The 20,325-nt window shown below is 41.0% G+C and carries 12 protein-coding genes and 1 tRNA gene; 8 read left to right on the top strand and 5 right to left on the bottom strand.

The annotated features are described in order from the left end of the window. The first annotated feature begins 36 nt into the window (after window positions 1-36). Complete coding sequence (locus tag PseudUWO311_RS16645) at window positions 37-1,776, top strand: M61 family metallopeptidase (protein WP_142656367.1); 1,740 nt, start codon at window positions 37-39, stop codon at window positions 1,774-1,776. A 71-nt stretch (window positions 1,777-1,847) separates the two neighbouring features. Here PseudUWO311_RS16645 and PseudUWO311_RS16640 read toward each other — a convergent pair whose 3' ends face one another. Continuing rightward, complete coding sequence (locus tag PseudUWO311_RS16640) at window positions 1,848-3,968, bottom strand: EAL domain-containing protein (protein WP_142656366.1); 2,121 nt, start codon at window positions 3,966-3,968, stop codon at window positions 1,848-1,850. Window positions 3,969-4,685: 717 nt separating this feature from the next. Between PseudUWO311_RS16640 and PseudUWO311_RS16635 the strand changes: the two genes are divergently transcribed. The 5 genes from PseudUWO311_RS16635 to PseudUWO311_RS16615 all read left to right on the top strand — a co-directional run bounded on the left by PseudUWO311_RS16635 (window position 4,686) and on the right by PseudUWO311_RS16615 (window position 9,039). After that, window positions 4,686-6,089 (top strand): RecQ family ATP-dependent DNA helicase, encoded by a 1,404-nt coding sequence (locus PseudUWO311_RS16635; RefSeq protein ID WP_142656365.1) that lies wholly within the window; start codon window positions 4,686-4,688, stop codon window positions 6,087-6,089. A 62-nt stretch (window positions 6,090-6,151) separates the two neighbouring features. Further along, a complete protein-coding gene (locus tag PseudUWO311_RS16630; protein WP_142656364.1) occupies window positions 6,152-7,222 on the top strand; it encodes a DUF3474 domain-containing protein in 1,071 nt (356 codons plus the stop codon). Window positions 7,223-7,629: 407 nt separating this feature from the next. Continuing rightward, complete coding sequence (clpS, locus tag PseudUWO311_RS16625) at window positions 7,630-7,911, top strand: ATP-dependent Clp protease adapter ClpS (RefSeq protein ID WP_103670032.1); 282 nt, start codon at window positions 7,630-7,632, stop codon at window positions 7,909-7,911. 62 nt (window positions 7,912-7,973) lie between these two features. After that, window positions 7,974-8,858: a CPBP family intramembrane glutamic endopeptidase gene (locus PseudUWO311_RS16620; RefSeq protein ID WP_223807615.1), complete on the top strand. Its 885-nt coding sequence runs from the start codon at window positions 7,974-7,976 to the stop codon at window positions 8,856-8,858. Between the two features lie 99 nt (window positions 8,859-8,957). After that, window positions 8,958-9,039: transfer RNA gene (locus tag PseudUWO311_RS16615), tRNA-Tyr, on the top strand. 215 nt (window positions 9,040-9,254) lie between these two features. On the opposite strand, the gene PseudUWO311_RS16610 is transcribed toward PseudUWO311_RS16615, so the two are convergent. Continuing rightward, window positions 9,255-10,175 (bottom strand): TIGR01777 family oxidoreductase, encoded by a 921-nt coding sequence (locus PseudUWO311_RS16610; protein WP_142656363.1) that lies wholly within the window; start codon window positions 10,173-10,175, stop codon window positions 9,255-9,257. A 179-nt stretch (window positions 10,176-10,354) separates the two neighbouring features. Between PseudUWO311_RS16610 and PseudUWO311_RS16605 the strand changes: the two genes are divergently transcribed. Further along, window positions 10,355-13,297: a response regulator gene (locus tag PseudUWO311_RS16605; RefSeq protein WP_142656362.1), complete on the top strand. Its 2,943-nt coding sequence runs from the start codon at window positions 10,355-10,357 to the stop codon at window positions 13,295-13,297. A gap of 253 nt (window positions 13,298-13,550) precedes the next feature. Continuing rightward, window positions 13,551-14,393 carry an acyl-ACP--UDP-N-acetylglucosamine O-acyltransferase gene (lpxA, locus tag PseudUWO311_RS16600; RefSeq protein ID WP_142656361.1) on the top strand — a complete coding sequence of 281 codons (843 nt, stop codon included), beginning with the start codon at window positions 13,551-13,553 and terminating at the stop codon, window positions 14,391-14,393. A gap of 131 nt (window positions 14,394-14,524) precedes the next feature. On the opposite strand, the gene PseudUWO311_RS16595 is transcribed toward lpxA, so the two are convergent. From PseudUWO311_RS16595 to pruA, 3 genes are all read right to left on the bottom strand, one after another. Then, the gene (locus PseudUWO311_RS16595) at window positions 14,525-16,069 is read right to left on the bottom strand and encodes a DNA cytosine methyltransferase (protein ID WP_142656360.1); all 1,545 of its coding nucleotides are present in this window, start codon (window positions 16,067-16,069) and stop codon (window positions 14,525-14,527) included. A gap of 23 nt (window positions 16,070-16,092) precedes the next feature. After that, complete coding sequence (locus tag PseudUWO311_RS16590; protein WP_142656359.1) at window positions 16,093-16,926, bottom strand: TdeIII family type II restriction endonuclease; 834 nt, start codon at window positions 16,924-16,926, stop codon at window positions 16,093-16,095. A 210-nt stretch (window positions 16,927-17,136) separates the two neighbouring features. Continuing rightward, window positions 17,137-20,169 (bottom strand): L-glutamate gamma-semialdehyde dehydrogenase, encoded by a 3,033-nt coding sequence (pruA, locus tag PseudUWO311_RS16580; RefSeq protein ID WP_142656358.1) that lies wholly within the window; start codon window positions 20,167-20,169, stop codon window positions 17,137-17,139. Window positions 20,170-20,325: the final 156 nt, after the last annotated feature.

Here is a 20,325-nt window from a genome sequence, read left to right as displayed (position 1 = left end):
CTTCGCGCCGACTATGCTAACGATAAATTAAAAACCATGAAAGATCTCACTAGTAGCCAATTTAACTACCGCCTATCGATCCCAGAGCCAGAAAGTCATCTATTAGAGGTCGAACTAGCGATCGCTAATTGGCAAGATGAATTTATCGATCTGAAGATGCCAGTCTGGACACCTGGTTCCTATTTGGTGCGTGAATATGCCAAACATCTGCAAGACTTTGAGGCAGCAAATGAAACGGGGCAACCTCTGTCATGGCAAAAAATCAGTAAAAATCATTGGCAGATAAAATGTGGAAGCAATAATTCGATTATTAAAATTCGTTATAGGATTTTCTGTAATGAACTGACTGTGCGTACCAATCATATCGATCGCACCCACGCCTTTTTGACAGGTGCGGCAGTATTTATGTATGTTCCTGAATATCAGCAGCAGCCTTATACTGTCGAGATTGGCGAAATCAAAGAGAATTGGCAAATTGCAACGCCTTTGCCCAAAGTTGCGAATACAGAAGATAATCTTTTCTATGCCAAGGACTTTGACACTTTAGTTGATAGTCCTTTTGAGATTGGAATTCATAATCGCTATGAATTTACAGTTCAGGACAAACCCCATAGCTTTGTGGTGTGGGGCGAGCATAATGCGGATATGCAGCGCATTGTCAAAGATACGGCGGAGATCGTCGCCGTGGAAGCGGAAATGTTTGGCGGGTTGCCTTACGATCGCTATGACTTTATCCTCCATGCTAGTAACGGATTTGGAGGATTAGAGCATAAAAATAGTACAGTCCTTCTCTACAACCGTTTAGGGTTTCGCAAAGAAGAGAGCTATCTCCAATTTATGAATCTGGTTGCCCATGAATTTTTCCATACTTGGAATGTAAAACGAATTCGCCCCAAGGCATTGGAAAAATTTGATTATGACCAAGAAAACTACACTAGTTCGCTTTGGTTTAGTGAAGGAACTACTAGTTACTATGACCAAATCTTTCCACTTCGGGCTGGACTCTATGATGCAAAGCATTATCTCAAACTAGTAAGTAAGGCGATTACTCGTCTGCAAACGACCTTTGGGCGCAATGTCCAATCTCTCTATGAATCTAGCTTTGATACATGGATCAAGCTCTATCGCCCCGATCCAAATACCCATAACAACCAGATTTCCTACTATCTCAAGGGGGAAATGGTATCGATGCTGCTGGATTTACTAATTCGAGTTAAGACCAATAATCTGCGATCGCTTGATCGAGTCATGCAGATTATGTGGGAACGTTTTGGTAAAGATGAGGTTGGCTTTAGTGAAGCGGAATTGCATGAAGTAATCGAGACTGTGGCAGGTTTTGACCTATCAACATTCTGGAATGATTATCTCTATGGCAATAAAGAACTAGACTATAATTACTATCTGGAACCCTTTGGAATCGAATTACGGACTTCAAGGCAAGATATTCCATTTATCGGGATGACGCTCAAATCTAAAAATGGAATTCCTGAAGTTGAGAAAGTCGAGTTTGGCTCACCTGCTCAAAAAGCTGGCATCAGTACAGGTGACATGGTAATCGCGATCGCAGGAATTCGTGTTACTGCCGAAAACTTTAATGAGCGCCTCCGAGATTTTGCGGCTGGCGATGCGATCACAGTGACTATCTTCCATCAGGACTTATTACATACGGTAGAAGTGACTTTACAAGAGCCTATCTATAATCAATTTGAACTAGTCCAAATTGATAATGCGTCACCAAACCAAGAGCTAAACCTTAGATTATGGCTCATTATCTAGGGCTATCGCCAATCCTAACGATAAAAAAATTTAAAAGTGTTGCTTCGCAACACTTTTAAATTTTTTTATCGTTAGAGATGATTTGGTCTAGTTACTCCTTGAGCCCTTAACAAAGTTTCGATGTCATCTGCGGGTAGTGCCTTGTAATAAAAATAACCTTGAATCTGATCGCAGCCTAGCGATCGCAACACATCAACTTGCTCTTGGGTCTCGACACCTTCAGCAATTACATTCAGATCTAGACTATGGGACAAACTAATAATCGAAGCCACAATTGCGCGATCGTGGGCATTGTGAGCAATATATTCAATAAAAATACGGTCTATCTTCAGCGTATCAATTGGCAAGTTTTTCAGATAGCTCAGAGCTGAGTAACCAGTGCCAAAATCATCAATTGACAACTGAATTCCCATCTGACGGAATTCATTTAACAAGACAATCTTCTCCTCAACATTGTCCATCATAATTCCTTCAGTAATTTCTAACTCTAGGAAATGAGGATCAAGATTTGTTTCTTCAAGAATTTGTTGTAAACAAGATAGAAAATCTTTTTGTTGAAGTTGTTTGATCGATAAATTCACGCCAATCTGAATCGGTGGCAATCCCATATTTAGCCATGCGATCGCCTGTAAACAGGTTTGCCGTAAAACCCAAGTCCCAATCGCCGTGATTAGTCCTGTTTCCTCAGCTAAAGGAATAAATTGGCTTGGGGGAATTGAACCTAAAGAGACATGTTTCCATCGTAGCAAGACTTCTAATCCAACAATTTTACCTGTGATTAAATCGATTTGAGGTTGGTAGTATGTCAGCAGTTCATTGTTCTCTAGCGCTCTTCGCAGATTGTTTTCCATGGATAATCGTTGAAAACTTTGCTCTTGCATATTCGGAATATAAAACTGAAAGCTATTCTGCCCTTCTGCTTTAGCCCGATACATTGCCATATCTGCATTCCGAATTAGTGCATCGACTTCAGTATTATGAGATGGATAAATACTTGCACCAATACAGGTTGTGATATGAAGTTCATGTCCATCACAATTAAAAGGTAAAGTCAAAGCTTGAATCATAGCTTCAGCAATTTGGACAACGGCATCAGCACAATTGATATCCTTAGCGACGATCGCAAACTCATCTGCACCCCAACGCACCATCACATCACCCTGCTTGAGCAAACTTTTTAAGCGATCGCTCACAGCCTTTAGTAATAGATCACCAACGTTATGCCCTAGAGAATCATTAATTAACTTAAATCGATCAATATCTAGAAATAAAACGGCAAATAACTTTTCTTTATCTTCTAATTTTTCGATTACTTCAACTAGATGCTCATGTAAATATTTTCGATTTGGGAGTCCTGTCAATGCATCGTGATGAATTTGATAGGAGATTATCGCTTCTGCTTGCTTTTGATTTGTAACATCAGCTATATGTATCCGAATTACTTCATTCCAAGTCATGAAATGGATGATTTCTTCAAATACCTTGTCACTGATTGACACCTCTCGCATAAAAAATTTGCGCACAGGATTGACTAATGGCAGCAATTGAACCAATAGCTCTTGAAGTAGAGGATGATTGATTCTCAGCTCTTCAAGATTAGGGAATTGAGATAACGCCGCAGGATTAAGATATAAGATTTTACCAACGAGATTTAACTCGATAATTGGTTGGGGGTTTAGCTCTGGTGACGCAATGAATTGATTGATAGTTTTATGGACATGCGTAGATAAATCTTGTTCGGGAATAGCCTGTAAAGGAGAAAATCGAAAAGGCTTTGTCTCATCAAAGGATTGATTATTGAACTTAGGATAGCTGCTTTCAGAAATCTGATTTTGAGGGCTATTAATTTTGGGTATATTGGTAATCGCACTGATCACCTGATAGACCGCCTTAGTATCTTTGCTAAAGAGAATTTCATCACCATGAGACAATATATGCGAAAATCGCTTTTTGCCGTTAATTAAAATTCCATTTGTGCTACGCTTACCTTCTGCACTGCCATCAATTATTCGGAAGAAACAAGAAGATTTCTTTGAAGCTACGGCTAACAAAGTTGCGTGTTGTCGAGATACAAGATTAGAACGCAGAATTATCGAATTCCCCAAACTGCGTCCTAGAGAATAAGTCATATTATTCAAGAGAAAATTACGAAAACCTTGTGGATCTTCAACCGTAAGTACGTGATGAAGCATCTCTTTGATCTCAAGAGTGGATGACTCTTCTGGTCTCACCTGAATAATGTCCCTTTAAAACGAGCTTTAGAAAGATTTTACGATTATATAAACTATTAGATCCTTGTTAAAAGTAGCACTAAGCGATGGCTTTAACAAAAGTTCGTGATTCCCTTGGTCGAAAACTGATGTAGGCACCTGATTTCTAGTATAGAGAGTTCTTTTGCTTTCGAGAATTATTTACTTTAACTATATAGCAATCCTAAATGGTTTGAGAGAGCTTACTCTCGAAGAGTTACTTTCTCACAGATCATTTAATATCACAGATGAATTAGGATTGCTATTTAATCTTAATTATATAAATTTATTAGGAGAAAACAGTCGTCTAACTTACGGTTATAAAACTATATCTAGCGTTTGCCAAATAAATACTAGTAAGTTTGCAGCTTTTTAAGTGATTTTTTCGAGATTTTAGTTGAATCATTAGATTTTCATTAAAAATCTCATCAAAATAAGACTTTTAATAAAAAATATTTTTCTTGATCACATCGCCATCTCCAAATGGATCTAGGCATAAATCAAAAAACTAGTGACAGGGCGAAACACTGTCACTAGTTTTTTGATTTATGTTTGGGAGCGTCATAATTCAGCGAACCACAAACCCTTAAGGGTTTGCATTTTCTGCACAGTTACTTAAATGCCTAAAATGGTTATATTAATGACTCATTAATATAACAAATGTCAAAAACATGTAAGGAATGGTCAGCAGTTCAGCAAACATTTCAGAAAATTTGGGGATACAAAGATTTACGTCCATCTCAGCGAGAGGTAGTTACGAGCTTGTTGCAAGGGCAAGATAGCCTAGCGATTATGGCTACAGGTGGTGGGAAGTCTATTTGCTTTCAGTTACCAGCAATCCTTAATGAAGGCTTAACGTTGGTAGTTTCTCCTTTACTCGCGCTAATGGAAGATCAAGTCCGAGATTGTAAATCTCGGAATCTCCCCGCCGCTTGTTTGCATAGTAATTTATCGCAAATAGAACGACGCGAAGTCTTACGGAATTTACCAAACACTCGCTTGCTTTACGTTTCTCCAGAGACCCTCTTGAGTCAGCCAGTCTGGGAAAAGCTCAGCGATCGCAACTTAAAAATCACAGGTTTAATGCTTGATGAAGCCCATTGCCTAGTGCAATGGGGCGACTCATTCCGTCCCAGTTACCGCCGATTAGGAGCAGTGAGATCAGCTTTGATGGCACAAAAGCCTGATCATCATCCACGCATTGCTCTAGCCGCCTTTACTGCGACTGCCGATCGCGATACAACGGCTGAATTGCAAGCTTGTTTACAGCTAGAAAATCCTCAAGTTGTTCGCACTAGTCCCTATCGCCCACATCTGAGTCTCAAAGTGGCGATCGCATGGACACCCGCAGGACGTAAATCACGCACCCTCAAATTTATCCGCGATCGCAAAGGGCAATCTGGCTTAATCTATGTCCGCAGCCGTAATGATGCTGAGGTGCTTGCTACTTGGCTACAAGAGAATTCTTTTAAAACCGCCGCTTATCATGCAGGCTTGCCACCGCAAGAGCGTCGCCATATCGAGCAACAATGGCTGACGAATCAATATCCTTTTGTGATCTGCACTTCAGCTTTTGGTCTCGGCATTAATAAACCTGACACCCGTTGGGTATTGCATTTTCATCCGCCTTTGACACTCTCGGAATATATCCAAGAAATTGGTCGAGCAGGACGCGATGACAAACCTGCGGAGGCTTTGATGTTAGTCAGTGAACCGACTGGGCTACTTGATGATAGCGATCGCCAAAGAGTAGATTTTTTCTTGCAGCAACAACAAAAACTACAACAACAATCTCTAGCTATTTTGCCAAAACTCCCCCGACAAGGTAATTTCGCCGAAGTTGCCAGACATCCCGATGCAGCACTTGCGTTGGGGTTACTACATCGTTTGGGCGATCTCACATGGCATACGCCATTTACTTATGAGATTCATCGCTTGCCTACCGAACAACAACTCAAACAACAATCTGGGGATCAGCGTGCGATCGCTCAAATGCAAGCTTTCATTAATACGAGAGGCGATCGCTGGAAATTTTTACTCAATACCTTTGGTTTTGAAGAATAAGCTAAGTCCCTGCTAATATTTAAGTATTAACTTAATTTTTCTTAACAACAGGGAAATAATACGTGTCGTCTACGACTATTCATCGGATCAATCTCGACAACCCACTTACCGATACATCTTCAACATCTCAAACCGAGCTTCCGTTTACTTTTCAAGATGTAAAAGCTGCTATTCCTACCGAATGTTTTGCTCCTAACGTATGGCGATCCCTCGCCTATTTTTTTGCCGATACGGCGATTATTGTGGGATTGTACGCCACTGCCGCTTACCTTGATGCTTGGTGGTTTTATCCAATTTTTTGGTTTGCAACAGGAACCATGTTTTGGGCTTTCTTTGTAGTTGGTCATGACTGCGGACATGGGTCTTTTTCACGGATTAAATGGCTCAATAACTTAGTCGGACATCTCACCCATATCCCCATTCTTGTTCCATATCACGGCTGGCGCATCAGTCACCGCACCCACCACCAAAACACAGGAAATATTGACACCGATGAAAGTTGGTATCCTGTCACCGAAAGCCAATACAAGTCTATGGACTGGCTTGGGAAATTCATCCGCTTTGATGCCTTGTTGTTTGCTTATCCTTTGTACTTGTTTAAGCGATCGCCTGCTCGTCCTACCGCTTCCCATTTCGTTCCCAATAACGATCTATTTCGCGAATCGGAAACTACTGATATTCTCACCAGCAGCATCCTTTTTACAGCGATGGTTGGCTTTTTAGGATGGTTGGGTTTTACCTATGGTTTCCTATTTCTATTTAAGTTTTATATCGTTCCTTACCTAATCTTTGTAGTATGGCTTGATCTCGTCACCTATCTGCACCATACCGAAGCTGATATCCCTTGGTATCGTGGTAAAGATTGGTATTTCTTAAAGGGAGCGCTTTCTACCATTGATCGCGACTATGGAATCTTCAATAATATCCATCATAATATTGGTACTCACGTTGCTCACCATATCTTTATTGGTATCCCTCACTATCACCTCAAGACTGCTACTGAAGCAATCAAACCAGTTTTAGGCTCATATTACCGAGTCTCCAAAGTTCCCATCTGGAAATCGTTCTTTACTTCTCAAAAAGCCTGTCAATTTGTCCCTGACTCAGGCAGTGAAGTTTATTATCGCGATTAGTCCATTGTAAAAAAAAACGATTAAAGAGAGAGACGTAGTACGTCCCTCTCTTTTTTATGTAAAAGTAGCAATTCTCATTATGAAACCTGTTTTGGGTTATCTAGAGCCTATGGCTCTGGGTAACCCAAAACAGGTTTTTTGAAAGTCTGTCTACGACAGACTTTCAAAAAACCTGTTTTTAAAATGAGAATTGCTGGGGCAAAAGCCACCTACTTCACATTTTTTGAGTTCATACTTATAATGTAAGTGAGTCTTAAGTATTATTACTGTCTTATCTATGACGCAGATCTGTAAGCACTTTAATTCTGCTTAATGCAACAAACTCATACCGCCATTATCTAACGCCATAAAATTTTTCTCTAAATTTTCCCCTTATTGCAAACCCTTATTGGAGGAAACCTCAATATATGTCTACTGAAACTATTAAAAGACCCGAAACCATACGCAAAATTGCACCAAGATATCGAGTTTTGTTACATAACGACGATTACAACTCAATGGAATATGTCGTCGAAACCTTAATGCAAGTTGTAAATGGGCTTACGCAGCCGCAAGCAGTGGATATTATGATGGCGGCTCATGCTAGCGGCTGTGCCTTGGTAATTACCTGCGTGCAAGAACATGCCGAATTTTATTGTGAAGGTCTCCAAAGCAAGGGTTTAACCAGCACAATGGAGCCAGAGTCATAAGTCAAAAGTGATCGCTTTTGATGATCGCAGTGCCAAGCGCTTGATCTAGAGAACAGGTAGGATTGTTATTAATAAAATCCTACCTGTTCTCTATTGTGAATCTCGATCGCTTAAATTCTTATCCAGCTCCAGTCCGCATCATTCTTTTTTTAATAGCTTTATTGTTATTATGGCTACCGATCGCAGCACCAATGCATCTAATTTGGGGAGAGAAGGTTGGAGTTGTCCTCACAATTTTGCTGTATTGCGGATTTTTGGGATTGATTTGGGTCTGGGGTCGCAAAATTGCTAAATACTCGTATCCTTATCGCTATTACGGGTTATTATTTACCCGCAAAAATGGGATCGATTTTTTATTGGGTTTAGCGCTTGGCTGTATAACACTACTTATCTTTTTTAGCACACAGGTGATTCTAGGTTGGCTAACTGTGCAAACGGTCACTTGGCAGCAACCTTTACCAGACAACCTATTGCCAGCAATCGGTGTATATTTTGTCGATTGGCAAGGTGCAATATTCCCAGGACTATTAACTTCCATTGGCGTTGGATTTGCCGAGGAAATGTTGTTTCGCGGCTGGATACTCTCAGAACTAGAACGCGATTACTCAAAAACAACAGCTTTACTAGGTTGCAGTTTAGTATTTGCAATTTTGCATTTCATCAAACCCCTAAATTTAATTATCGAAACATGGAGCCAATTTCTCGGTTTGGTGATGCTTAGTGTAGCCCTAGTAATGGCAAGGCGTAGATGTGATGGCAGATTGGGCATATCGATTGGCTTACATAGTGGTTTGGTTTGGTGCTATTACATCGTCAATACTACTCATTGGCTCAAACCAACAGGTGCTGTGCCCGACTGGGTGACAGGTATTAATGGAAATCCGATCGCAGGTGTGATGGGAATTATTTTTTTAAGTGCGATCTCGCTCGGCTTCCATAAAAAATAAAAAGAGGCTAAGCCTCTTTTTATTTTTTATGGAAATTTCTATTGCAAGTAGTGCAATAAGTGTATATGATTAGATTCGCTTGGAAAACAGCCAAGCAAAGGGTCGATGCCCGAGTGGTTAATGGGGGCGGACTGTAAATCCGCTGGCTACGCCTACGCTGGTTCAAATCCAGCTCGGCCCATCTAAAAAAAAGAGAGTGAACTAAGTTCACTCTCTTTTTTTATTAACTGGTGTTACGTGGAACTCAGGGCATGAATTTCTTACTGCTAGCGCAGCAGGGCAACCACGGGGGGATAGCCCCTACCTGAATAATTTAAATTTTTTGTAGGGGCTGTGCCCCCGTGCCAGCCCAGATCCTTCAACATTGCAGGAATTCCTTCCACGTAACATCAGTTATTAAGCAAAGATTTGCGCTAGAGCTGAATCAATATCTGGATATTGGAACGTAAACTTATTAATTGCGGCTTTGTGCGGCAAAACTCGCTGACCATCTAGCAATACCGTTGCACCCTCACCAAATATCAAAATCAACGCCGCCGCAGGTACAGGCAAAAAAGCAGGACGTTTAATTGCTTTTGCAAAAGCAACGGTGAAATCTTCATTGGTGACAGGTTGGGGAGCCGTAGCATTAAGAGCACCAGAGATCTGATCATTTTTCAAAGCATAGATGATTAGTTCCACGAGATCATCGCGATGAATCCAAGAAAACCATTGCTTGCCTGTGCCAATTTTACCGCCGCCGCCAACTTGAAATATCGGTAACATTTTGCCGATCGCCCCACCCATTCCTAACACAATTCCAGTTCTCAACTTGACTAGACGCAAACCTAAACTTGTAACTGCTTCAGCAGCAGCTTCCCAGTCTTTGCAAACATTAGCCAAGAAGTCATCACCCGCATTACTATATTCATCAAAGGATTTATCAAGACTGGTGCTGTAATAACCGATCGCTGAGCCGTTAATTAAGACCTGTGGTTTAACGTCAGCCTTCGCGATCGCTTCAACCAACACTTTTGTAGTTAAAATACGACTATCGCGGATCTCCTGCTTGCGCTTATTAGTCCAGCGCACACCAGCAAGAGGTTCACCAGCCAGATTAATTACCGCATCACTACCTGATATCGCCTTAGCCCAATCTCCTAATTCAAGAGGTGTATAACCAATTACTTCAACATTGGGAAAAGTATCTTGGGGAAATTGACGGGTTGCTTTTTGGGGATTACGGGCTAAGACGACAATGCGATCGCCCAAAGCATGTAATCGCTCAACTAATTTTTCACCAACAAACCCAGTAGCACCCGTCACTACAATTTTCATAATATATTTTTGCTTAAATTATCTAGAGACATCAGGACAAGACATAAGTACCTTGGCATATTTGAAAACCAGAGCCGAAACTTATACCGCCCGCTACGCAGGAGGTATAAGTTTTGAGAGTTTGGACCAAGCTACTTAATCGCCTATTTTAATGCGAAAACTCATTTGTAACCACATCCATGCGTAGCTCACCAGAAAATAGACTCAAAAGTAAATTATTGATCGTTGATGATGAAGAAGATAATCTGGATCTACTTCAGCGTATTTTCTATCGAAGTCATCACATTCTGCGAGCTAAAAATGGATTTGAGGCATTGGCACTTTTAGCGACGGAGCCAGATGTTGCAGTGATTGTCTCCGATCAGCGAATGCCGATGATGTCTGGCACTGAGTTTTTGAGCCAAGTAGCGGAAAGTTATCCTGACACGTTGCGGATTATTTTGACTGCCCATACCGATGTGCGTGATTTGGTGGAAGCAATTAATCAATCACAAGTTTTTAAATACATTACGAAACCCTACAAGGTAGAAGAGCTCGTAGAAATCGTACAACAAGCGACCGAAATCCATAAACTATTACAATTAAGAACTTCTAAACTTCGTAACGATCTCGAAAGTGCAGAAGCTAGGTATAAAAGTATTTTCGAGAATGCGATCGAGGGCATTTTTCAAACGACGATTGATGGGCGTTATCTAATTGCCAATTCGATGCTAGCCCAGATTTATGGCTATCCTTCTGCCGAATCTCTAATTAGTACTGTTACCAATATTGCCAATCAGATTTATATCAATCCTTTACGTCGCCAAGAATTCATTAATATTTTGCTTACCCATGACACGGTCTCTAATTTTGAGTCTCAGGTCTATCGACGTGATGGCACGAAAATCTGGATTTCGGAAAATGTGCGTGCAATACGTGAGATTGATGGAACCCTAGCTGGATTTGAAGGTACTGTACAGGATATTTCCCAACGCAAAAGAGCTGAGGCAGAATCGCAATTATTGCAATGTTTGACCTTAGAAATTAGTGCTGCCAATGATTTTCAAGCAGCTTTAGAAATAACTCTCACTAAGATTTGTCAATTTACAGGATGGGACTACGGCGAAGCATGGATACCGTCCGGGAACGGTCAGATTTTGATATGTAGCCCTGCATGGTACAGCAGCATTGAGGGATTAGAAGAGTTTCGTCAATTTAGTGAAAGAATCTCATTCCCCGCAGGAATTGGTTTTCCAGGGAGAGTTTGGGAGAATCAGCGACCAGAATGGATTTGGGATATTTCTCTTGAAACTGAGTCACACTTCTTACGCAAATATCCTGCCTTAGAATGTGGTTTGCGCTCTGGGTTAGCGATTCCTGTCAGTGCCGATACCAATGTTGTGGCGATCATGGCTTTTTTCACCAGATCTCCCAACGATCGCGATCAGCAATTAGTGGGATTAATCGGCGCGATCGCTATGCAGCTAGGTATATTGATGCGTCGCAAACGAGACGAAGAAACCCTTCGCTTGATGAATGATGAATTAGCACTAGCACGCGATCGCGCCTTAGAAGCAAATCATACTAAAAGCACCTTTGTTGCGAATATGAGTCATGAATTACGTACACCGCTTAATGCGATTATCGGCTATAGCGAGATGTTGCAAGAAGATGCAGCTTTGCTAGGATTGGATGATTTTGAAGATGATCTCCAAAAAATTTATCGCTCTGGCAAGCATCTACTGGATTTGATTAACGACATTTTAGATATGACCAAAATTGAAGCGGGTAAATTAGAAATTTATTACGATGATTTTGATGTGCCAATGCTGGTATGGGATGCCTGTCAAACAATTCAACCCTTGTTACTCAAGAACAATAATCATCTAGAGCTAGAATGCGATCAGCAACTTGGGGGAATTCGGGCAGATATGACGCGAGTCAGACAAGTTCTCTTAAATGTTTTAAGTAATGCCTGTAAATTCACGAAATCAGGTGTAATTAAAATTCAAGTAAACCTTACAAAATCGTCTATCGGAGAAATTTTTTGCTTCACGATTAGCGATACAGGCATAGGGATTAGTCCAGAAAATCTGCAAAAACTGTTTCAGCCATTTAATCAAGCCGATAGTTCCACGACGAGACAATATGGTGGAACGGGTTTAGGGCTTGCCATTAGTCATCGTCTTTGCCAAATGATGAGTGGTGATATTACCGTAATTAGTGAATTGGGAATAGGCTCAACTTTCACGATCTGTTTACCAATTGACTGCGAAAGCGCGTCTAAAACCACGCCAAAACAAGGACAAACTTCTTCACCTAGTTTATCGACATCGACTAAACATCCACCACAGCAAATAGATAATCCACAGCAAGAACATCCTTCTATTTTAGTGATTGCTAGTGATTCGATGCTCCATCAATCTACTCAGTCTTATCTCAATCATCTTGGAGTTTCGATCTACTCATCCTCAAATGCAGAAGAGGGAATGCAATTAGTCTATCAAATTTTACCCGATGCCATTATCTTAGATATGCAAACGCCCTCAATGAGTGAATGGGAAGTACTTAAAGAATTAAAGGCACAGCCTTTAACTTCTGGAATTCCAATTATTTTGCTAACTATTAATGATGAAAAGCATGAGAACTACGAGGTTGGGGCAAATGACTATTTATTTAAGCCAATTGATCGCGATCGCCTTGTTACGATCATTGAGAAATATCGTGCTGAGCAACAGTCAGAGCTTTCAGTGTTGGTGATCGAAGATGATTCTAACATTAGAGCAATGTTGAAACGGATGCTAGAAAAGGAGAATTGTATTGTCTCTGAGGCTCAAGACGGACATGATGCTTTGGAGGTGATGACGCAGAAAATTCCGCAATTAATTTTGCTCGATTTGATGATGCCTAATGTCGATGGCTTTGAGTTTATACATTTGCTGAGGTTGAGGCAAGATACTCCATCAATTCCAATTATTATCATTACAGCAAAAGATTTGACGAATGAAGACTGCACCCGACTCAGTGGCTCGGTACAAAAAATTCTACAAAAACCAAATTATAGTTACCCGCAACTACTAGAAGAAATTGTCCGCCGACTCTATAAATTAGGTGTCTTGGCAACCAATCAAATCCCACAATAAAAGTGGCGGTGCGAAGCACCGCCACTTTTATTGTGGGATTTATTTCTTACAGCAATTGTCGATCAAACGAGCCACAAGAAAAATTTTGAAAGCGTTGCTTTGCAATGCTTTCAAAATTTTTCTTGGTTTGTTTTTGAGCGCAAAGCGCTGTAAATAACCCTTGCTTTGCTATAAAAACTAAAAAAGCTAACTCATGATTGCGATAAACTATTGGTTGTTTTCTAGCGCCCAGAGACTATAGACCGCTATTTCCATGCCAAACACCAATCCAAATACTAATATCACGATTCATCCTCGCGCTATCGTGCATCCCAACGCCAAAATTGGCGAAGGCACATCCATTGGAGCAGATGTCATTGTTGACGAGTTTGTAGAAATCGGCGATCGCTGCGAGATTAGGGCAAGAGCCATCATCACGGGGCATACCAAGATTGGCAATGACAACCAAATTGGCTATGGGGCAATCGTTGGCTCTGAGCCTCAGGATACTTCATACAAGGGCGCAATTAGTTTTGTGGAAATTGGCGATCGCAATGTATTGCGCGAGTACGTAACGGTCAATCGTGGCACAAAGGAAGGCTCGGCAACTAAAATTGGTAATGATAATCTATTGTTTACTGGTGCACATGTGGCTCACAACTGCACGATCGGCGATCGCGTAATTTTAGTAAATAATGTGTTGTTGGCGGGCTATGTAGAAGTGCATGACCATGCCTTTATGGGTGGCGACTCAGTCGTGCATCAATTCACGCGCATCGGTTCCTATGCGATGATTCGCGGACAAACTCGCCTTGGGATGGATGTGCCGCCCTATTGCATGGCTGTTGACACAAATATGGTGTGTGGTCTAAATCGTCTTGGGCTACGTCGCAATGGTTTCGGACACGAGCGCCGACGGACAATTCTTTCGGCATATGAAGTAATCTATAATTCCGCTCGCAATCGTACTCAGGCGATCGAATTTCTAGAGTCAGATCCCGAATTTGCTAACAATCCTGATATTCAATTATTCTGTAATTTTATTAAGAACAGCCGTCGCGGTATTTGTAAACTCTATGAGAAAGGCGCAAGCCGCATCGAAGAAGATCGAGATTAGATGCACAATCATCTTAAAACAACGGTTCTAAGAATTGTCGTAGATACTTGCGATCGCATTCTCTATCCACAAATTAAGATTGCGATCGCACAGCGTTGTTTTTTGCCCAATAGCTCTTATCTACACAAATACTATGCACAAAGAGAAACAACGGCTTTCTTTTCATCAAGATTACCTAAATCAATGGGTTGCCTGTTTTCAAATACACCAGTTTCAATAATTGCTTTACATAAATTATCAATTACTGGAACTGAAACGCTATTACCGATTAACTTCATCCATTTTGCTCTTGATTCTGGCAACTTAAAATCTTTGGGGAATCCCTGTATTAAACAAGCTTCACTTTTAGTAATCCTTCTAAATGCTTTAGGTTTATAAATTTCTTGTATAAATCTATTTTTAAATTCCTCATGATTTGAGGCTTCTATGGTCTTTAAAGTTATGAAATCATTTGTGTCACTTGCCACCAAAGTTGGGAAAATATCCGAACTTGGTAAGAATATGCGATTCACTCCAAATAATCCTGTGCTTATCTTAGTATTTTTAAAATCATAACGAACCTCATGACATTCAATAATGCCTTTTTCTTTAAGGGATTCAATTGTTTTTTCAATCGATATTTTCTCGGTTTTAAATATCCTTTGAGTATTTAAATTATCAATAATAATTTTGTGGTCATTTGCAAATGAAAGTAGTATTTCTTCTTCTTTTGTTAAATTACTAATACTATAGTCTTTTATAGTAAAACTGTAATCCTCAGACTTTAAGATTTCTAATTCAATTAGTTGATCAATTTCATCTTGATTAATAGATGAGTCTAGATTTTGAAAGTGTTCTAATGACAAGGGATTACCATCAAGTTCTCCATAAGCACTTTTACGCCTGTTTTTAAGTAATAACAAACAAATATCTTTTTGACGTTGAGTGGTGTCAATAATATCCCATGAATGGATTGTTGTATGACCATTTCTAAGATCATTAAACAAAAAATAGTCGTTAAACCCATTTGTGTTTGAAAGACTCATTGTTTTTGATTCAATAACATCTCCAAATAAGTCCATTTGGATAGTTCTTTTATCTATTGAATTTTTTATTTCAATACCTAATATGTCGCCAAGTTTTAGCTTCTTATCAATACATTGAGGCAGCATAAATCTTTGAAAGTACTTCTTTTCTTTAAACCCAATTATGTATATGCGAATTCTATTTTGTGGTACGCCATAATCAAATGAGTTAATCACAAAGTAATTAGCATAATATCCCGCTTTTTGGATTCTTTCTAAAATATACGATAAAGCTTTTTTATTGCGCGGATCGACTAAGCCCTTCACGTTTTCAAAAATAAAGGCTTTTGGCTGAGATTGTTGAAGTAGATAAATTGTATCGTTCCATAACTGTCCCCTATCATCATCAAAACCTAAATTTTTACCCGCAATAGACCAACTTTGACAAGGAACTCCAGCAGTTAACAAGTCATGATCAGGTAACTCTTTGATTTGAGTAATATCTCCTAAGTTGTATCCCGATTCAACTTGAAAGTTGTCACAATATGTGTTTATTGCATCTTTATCTATTTCACTAAATCCAAGGCAATGACCACCATTATTACTTAATGCCATTTTAAAGCCGCCAATTCCAGCAAAAAGATCAATAAAGGTAAATTTAGCGTTATTCATTTGATATCTCTTCTTACATTTTTCTACTTCAACAAATACTCGTCAAAATCTGGAGGTGGCTCTATTCCTAAGAATTCACGATAGATGCGTTCTCTGTAATCTTTTCCTAATGAATTGACTTCCTGAATAAAATTGTTGTAAGTGCCTTGCCCTCCAATCAGATCCCAAAATTCATCGCCTATCAATACAGATTCATCTTCGTGCATATTGAACCACCTCATAGGAAAGTCCCATTTATAGTTTTCTTTCTTCCCGTAAGGGTTGTATGGCAAAGCATAGTATGCGTAATCAACTAATTTGGGTTCCATTGCTAAAAGTTTAAATAGCTTCTCTTTGCTTACTTTTGTTTGATCACTGTTTGGTAATGGAGCTTTAAGCTCAAATGCATACCGCTTTCCATTTTCTTCGTTCTGGATAAAAATATCACAAACTACGCTTACTGGAATTGGATTACCACCACCTCCCTTAATATAGTGCAGTTCTTCATTCCAATTAGGTTTGACTTTGTTTTTTCCTTTACTATGTTCTAGTTTATTTAATACTTCTTGAATTCTTCTCAAACTCTCTTGCCCAACTGTACCACTAATTGTATGCCCCATTTGGCAATTGCCATAAGCTTCTAGGGCAACAACTTGAGCTAATTTTTCCCATACAAGACCAAATGGAGTTACAAATCTTCTCTCAAAATGTGAACCTTTAAAAATCTCATCAGGCACTAATGCTGCATAAAGTGGTTTGTTTGCTCGATGATTTTCTTTGATAAAAGGATCGGTAATTAGAACTCGATCCATTACTCGATCCATCATTTTAGATATAACATCCTTTATAGCTTGAGCAATTCTTTGTTGTTTATCCATGCGAATATCAATAGTTTTTTAAAGCCTTGTCCCAAAATTTAAGTTTAATACTTTTTTAGCGATCGCCTCTTCTAACCACAAATTAAGATCGCGATCGCACAGCGTAGTTTTTTGGTCGATAGTCTGGGGCATAGATTTAGGCGATGCGATACAGCATTTATCAAGTATATCCCAAAGAAAAAGGGGCTTAAGCCCCTTGTCTGACTTTAATTACTCGATACCATCAAGAGGTGCAAAGCCTTGACGCTGAGTGTTTTCGGTGATTGACCTTGGCTCTAGGAACTGCAATAGATAATCGCGTCCGCCAGCTTTGGAACCGATACCGCTTAGCTTGAAACCACCGAAGGGATGGCGATCTACCAATGCGCCTGTGATGCCGCGATTGATGTAGAGATTGCCCACTTCAAACTCGCGATAGGCACGTTCGATATGGGAAGGAGTGCGCGAATATAAGCCGCCTGTGAGCGCGAAGTTTGTGCCATTAGCGATCGCCAATGCCTCATCAAAACTCTGCGCCTTGATTACCGCCAGTACGGGACCAAAGATTTCCTCTTGAGCGATCGCACTATCAGGATCGACATCGCCAAAGATAGTCGGTGGCACATAGAAACCATGATTGGGAACTTCACCTTCAAAGGCGAGAGTCGCGGTTTCTTTGCCTTTGACGATATAGTTGAGAATGTTCTGCTGGGCGGCTTCATCGATAACAGCGCTGAATTTGGTATCAGGGAGATGTGCTTCACCGACCTTTAGCGATCGCGTTGCTTCCACAAGGCGTTCCATGAAGTTATCGTAAACAGGCGCAAGGACGATCGCTCTGGAACAGGCGGAACATTTCTGACCAGCGAAACCAAAGGCGGAATTCATCACGCCGACAACGGCTTGATCGAGGTCGGCGCTCTCATCGATGATGATGCCATTTTTGCCACCCATTTCAGCGATGACACGCTTCATGTGTTTTTGTTTAGGACGCAAAATGGAAGCTTCGGTGACGATTTGACAGCCGACTTGTTGGGAACCTGTGAAGGCGATCAGATGCACATCGGGATGTTTGACGAGGTGTGCGCCAACAGTAGAACCGATCGCAGGTAAGAAGTTAAATACACCTGTGGGCAAGCCTGCGGCTTGGAGAACTTCCGCGATTTTTGCGCCAATTACGGAAGACTGTTCGGCGGGTTTGAGAATGACCGTATTACCTGCGGCGATCGCAGCCACACTCATACCTAATGCGATCGCAAAGGGAAAGTTCCAAGGCGAAATCACGACTACTACGCCGCGAGGTTGATAGATGTAAGTGTTATCTTCCCCAGGGAGATTGCGCTGTACGCCCGACTCAAGGCGTTCCATTTCTTTGGCATAGTAGCGGCAGAAATCGATCGCTTCGGAAACCTCGCCATCACCTTCGCGGATCGGTTTAGCAACTTCCCAACAAATCCACGCAATCAATTCTTCGCGATTCTCTTCCATGATGTCCGCAGCTTTACGGAGAATATCACCCCGTTCCTTAGCGCTGAGTTTCTTCCATGACGCAAAGGCGGATTTTGCTGACTTCACGGCTACTTCGGCTTGGTCGATGCTGGCTAGACCGATCTTGCCGACTACTTGCGAAGAGTTGGCGGGATTAACCGATTCGATATAGGTTTCCGTTTCTACCGCTTGACCATTGATGATCGGCAAATAGGTTTTACCGAGTTGGCGGCGAACCTGTTGTAAAGCAGTTTGGGCAGCTTCTCTCTCTTCATTAATCGCATAGTCGCGATCGCTAGAATTCACGAAGTTGTCAAACACATTCTGAACAGGTGCGCCGTTGTAACTCAAATCGCGATCGGTTTTGATGGGAGCAGCAATCAATTTACTGATATCGCTACTTTCACCACTGATTCTCAAAAATGAACTGTTAGCCGTATTCTCTAACAGACGGCGAATAAGATAAGACATCCCTGGGATGAGATCACCAAATGGACAATAAACTCTTACGCGATAACCCATATCGGCGATCGCTTTGGCAAATTTGTCACCCATGCCATAGAGACATTGGGCTTCAAAGGCGCGACTAGGAATATTGAGGGTTTGGACGATCGCGATCGCCTTTGCCAAAGAACGGGCATTATGGCTGCCGATCGCGGCATAGAGATATTGATGATTTTCGAGCAAAATCTGAATCAAGCGCTCATAGTTGGCATCAGTGGAAACCTTGTCCGAGAATACTGGCAAACTCCAACCCTGTTGATAAGAACGAATGGTTTCGCGATCCCAATAGGCTCCTTTAACCAAGCGCACGGTGACAGGCTTACCGCGTTGTTTTGCCCATTCGACTAGTTCGAGTAAATCCTGTTCACTATCGCGGAGATAGCCTTGGATGGTGATACCAACATCAGTGCGATCGCGAAATTCTGGTTCCGTTAGAACTTGTTTGAGAATTTGCAATGTGAGCGACTTGAACTCATACTGCTCCATATCAAAATGGATGCCACAGCCTAAAGCCTGCGCCTTACGCAATAGAACTCTAGCAGGTTCGCTAACTTTCTCAGTAGTTTTAATCGGATCAAGCGGATCGAATTGGGAATAGAAAGCACTAAGCTTTACGGAAACCTGAACCCGCTTCAGTTCTTCCTTATCAGCTTTATCAATCTGATCGATCAAGCCCCAATTCTTTGCCTTATTCGACAAGTCTTCCATCATGCCAATGTAGCGATTGAGATAGCCCTCAGCTTCTACTTCACTAATCACTGCCTCACCGAGCAAATCCATCGTAAAGCCAAAGCGATCGCGCCTCAGTTTCTCAATTGATTTGGTTGCTTCACCTAAGTTCTCACCGCAAATATAGCGCTTCGCCAGAGTTCCTACAGCGGTCGATAGCGTAGTTGCAGCAGCGATCGCGGTAATCGAGTTGGGATTGTCGGTACTGAAGTTTAACAAAGCGCGTAAAGCGGGAACTTCGACGGCATCGCTGGCGAGATATTCTTGCATATGCCTTGCAATCTCAGCTTTGCTCTGTAATGCTGGCAAGCAGTCAATCAATCGAAACAATTGCACCCGCAAGCCTTCATTTTCCATCGTCCAAGCCATGAGCTTGTCATCAAGGCGCAAATCATCTTTTAGTTGCGATAGTTTTGCCCAAAGTGAACTTTTTTCAGTTCCACTCAAAATCTTCTTGGCTATCTCCTGCGTTTTCGCCTCATACCTAGAGATATCTAGAGAACTTTCAAACTTGCTATTTGCTTGCTGCGTTTGGCTAACCACGACTTTAACTCATAATCCTTTCCATTATTTAGTATAACTAGTAACTATCTTGTAATTATTTGGGGATTTTTGAATTGTAGACAAGTCATGACAAAAGTAGGTAGATATAAGCCCTGCACTCAAGTGCGGGCTGAAAGCTCAAACCCGTTCTAACGG

This window comes from Pseudanabaena sp. UWO311, assembly GCF_006937785.1.
Lineage (GTDB): Bacteria > Cyanobacteriota > Cyanobacteriia > Pseudanabaenales > Pseudanabaenaceae > Pseudanabaena.
The sequence above is the reverse complement of the archived record's forward strand: the minus strand, read 5'-3'. Positions and strand labels throughout refer to the sequence as shown.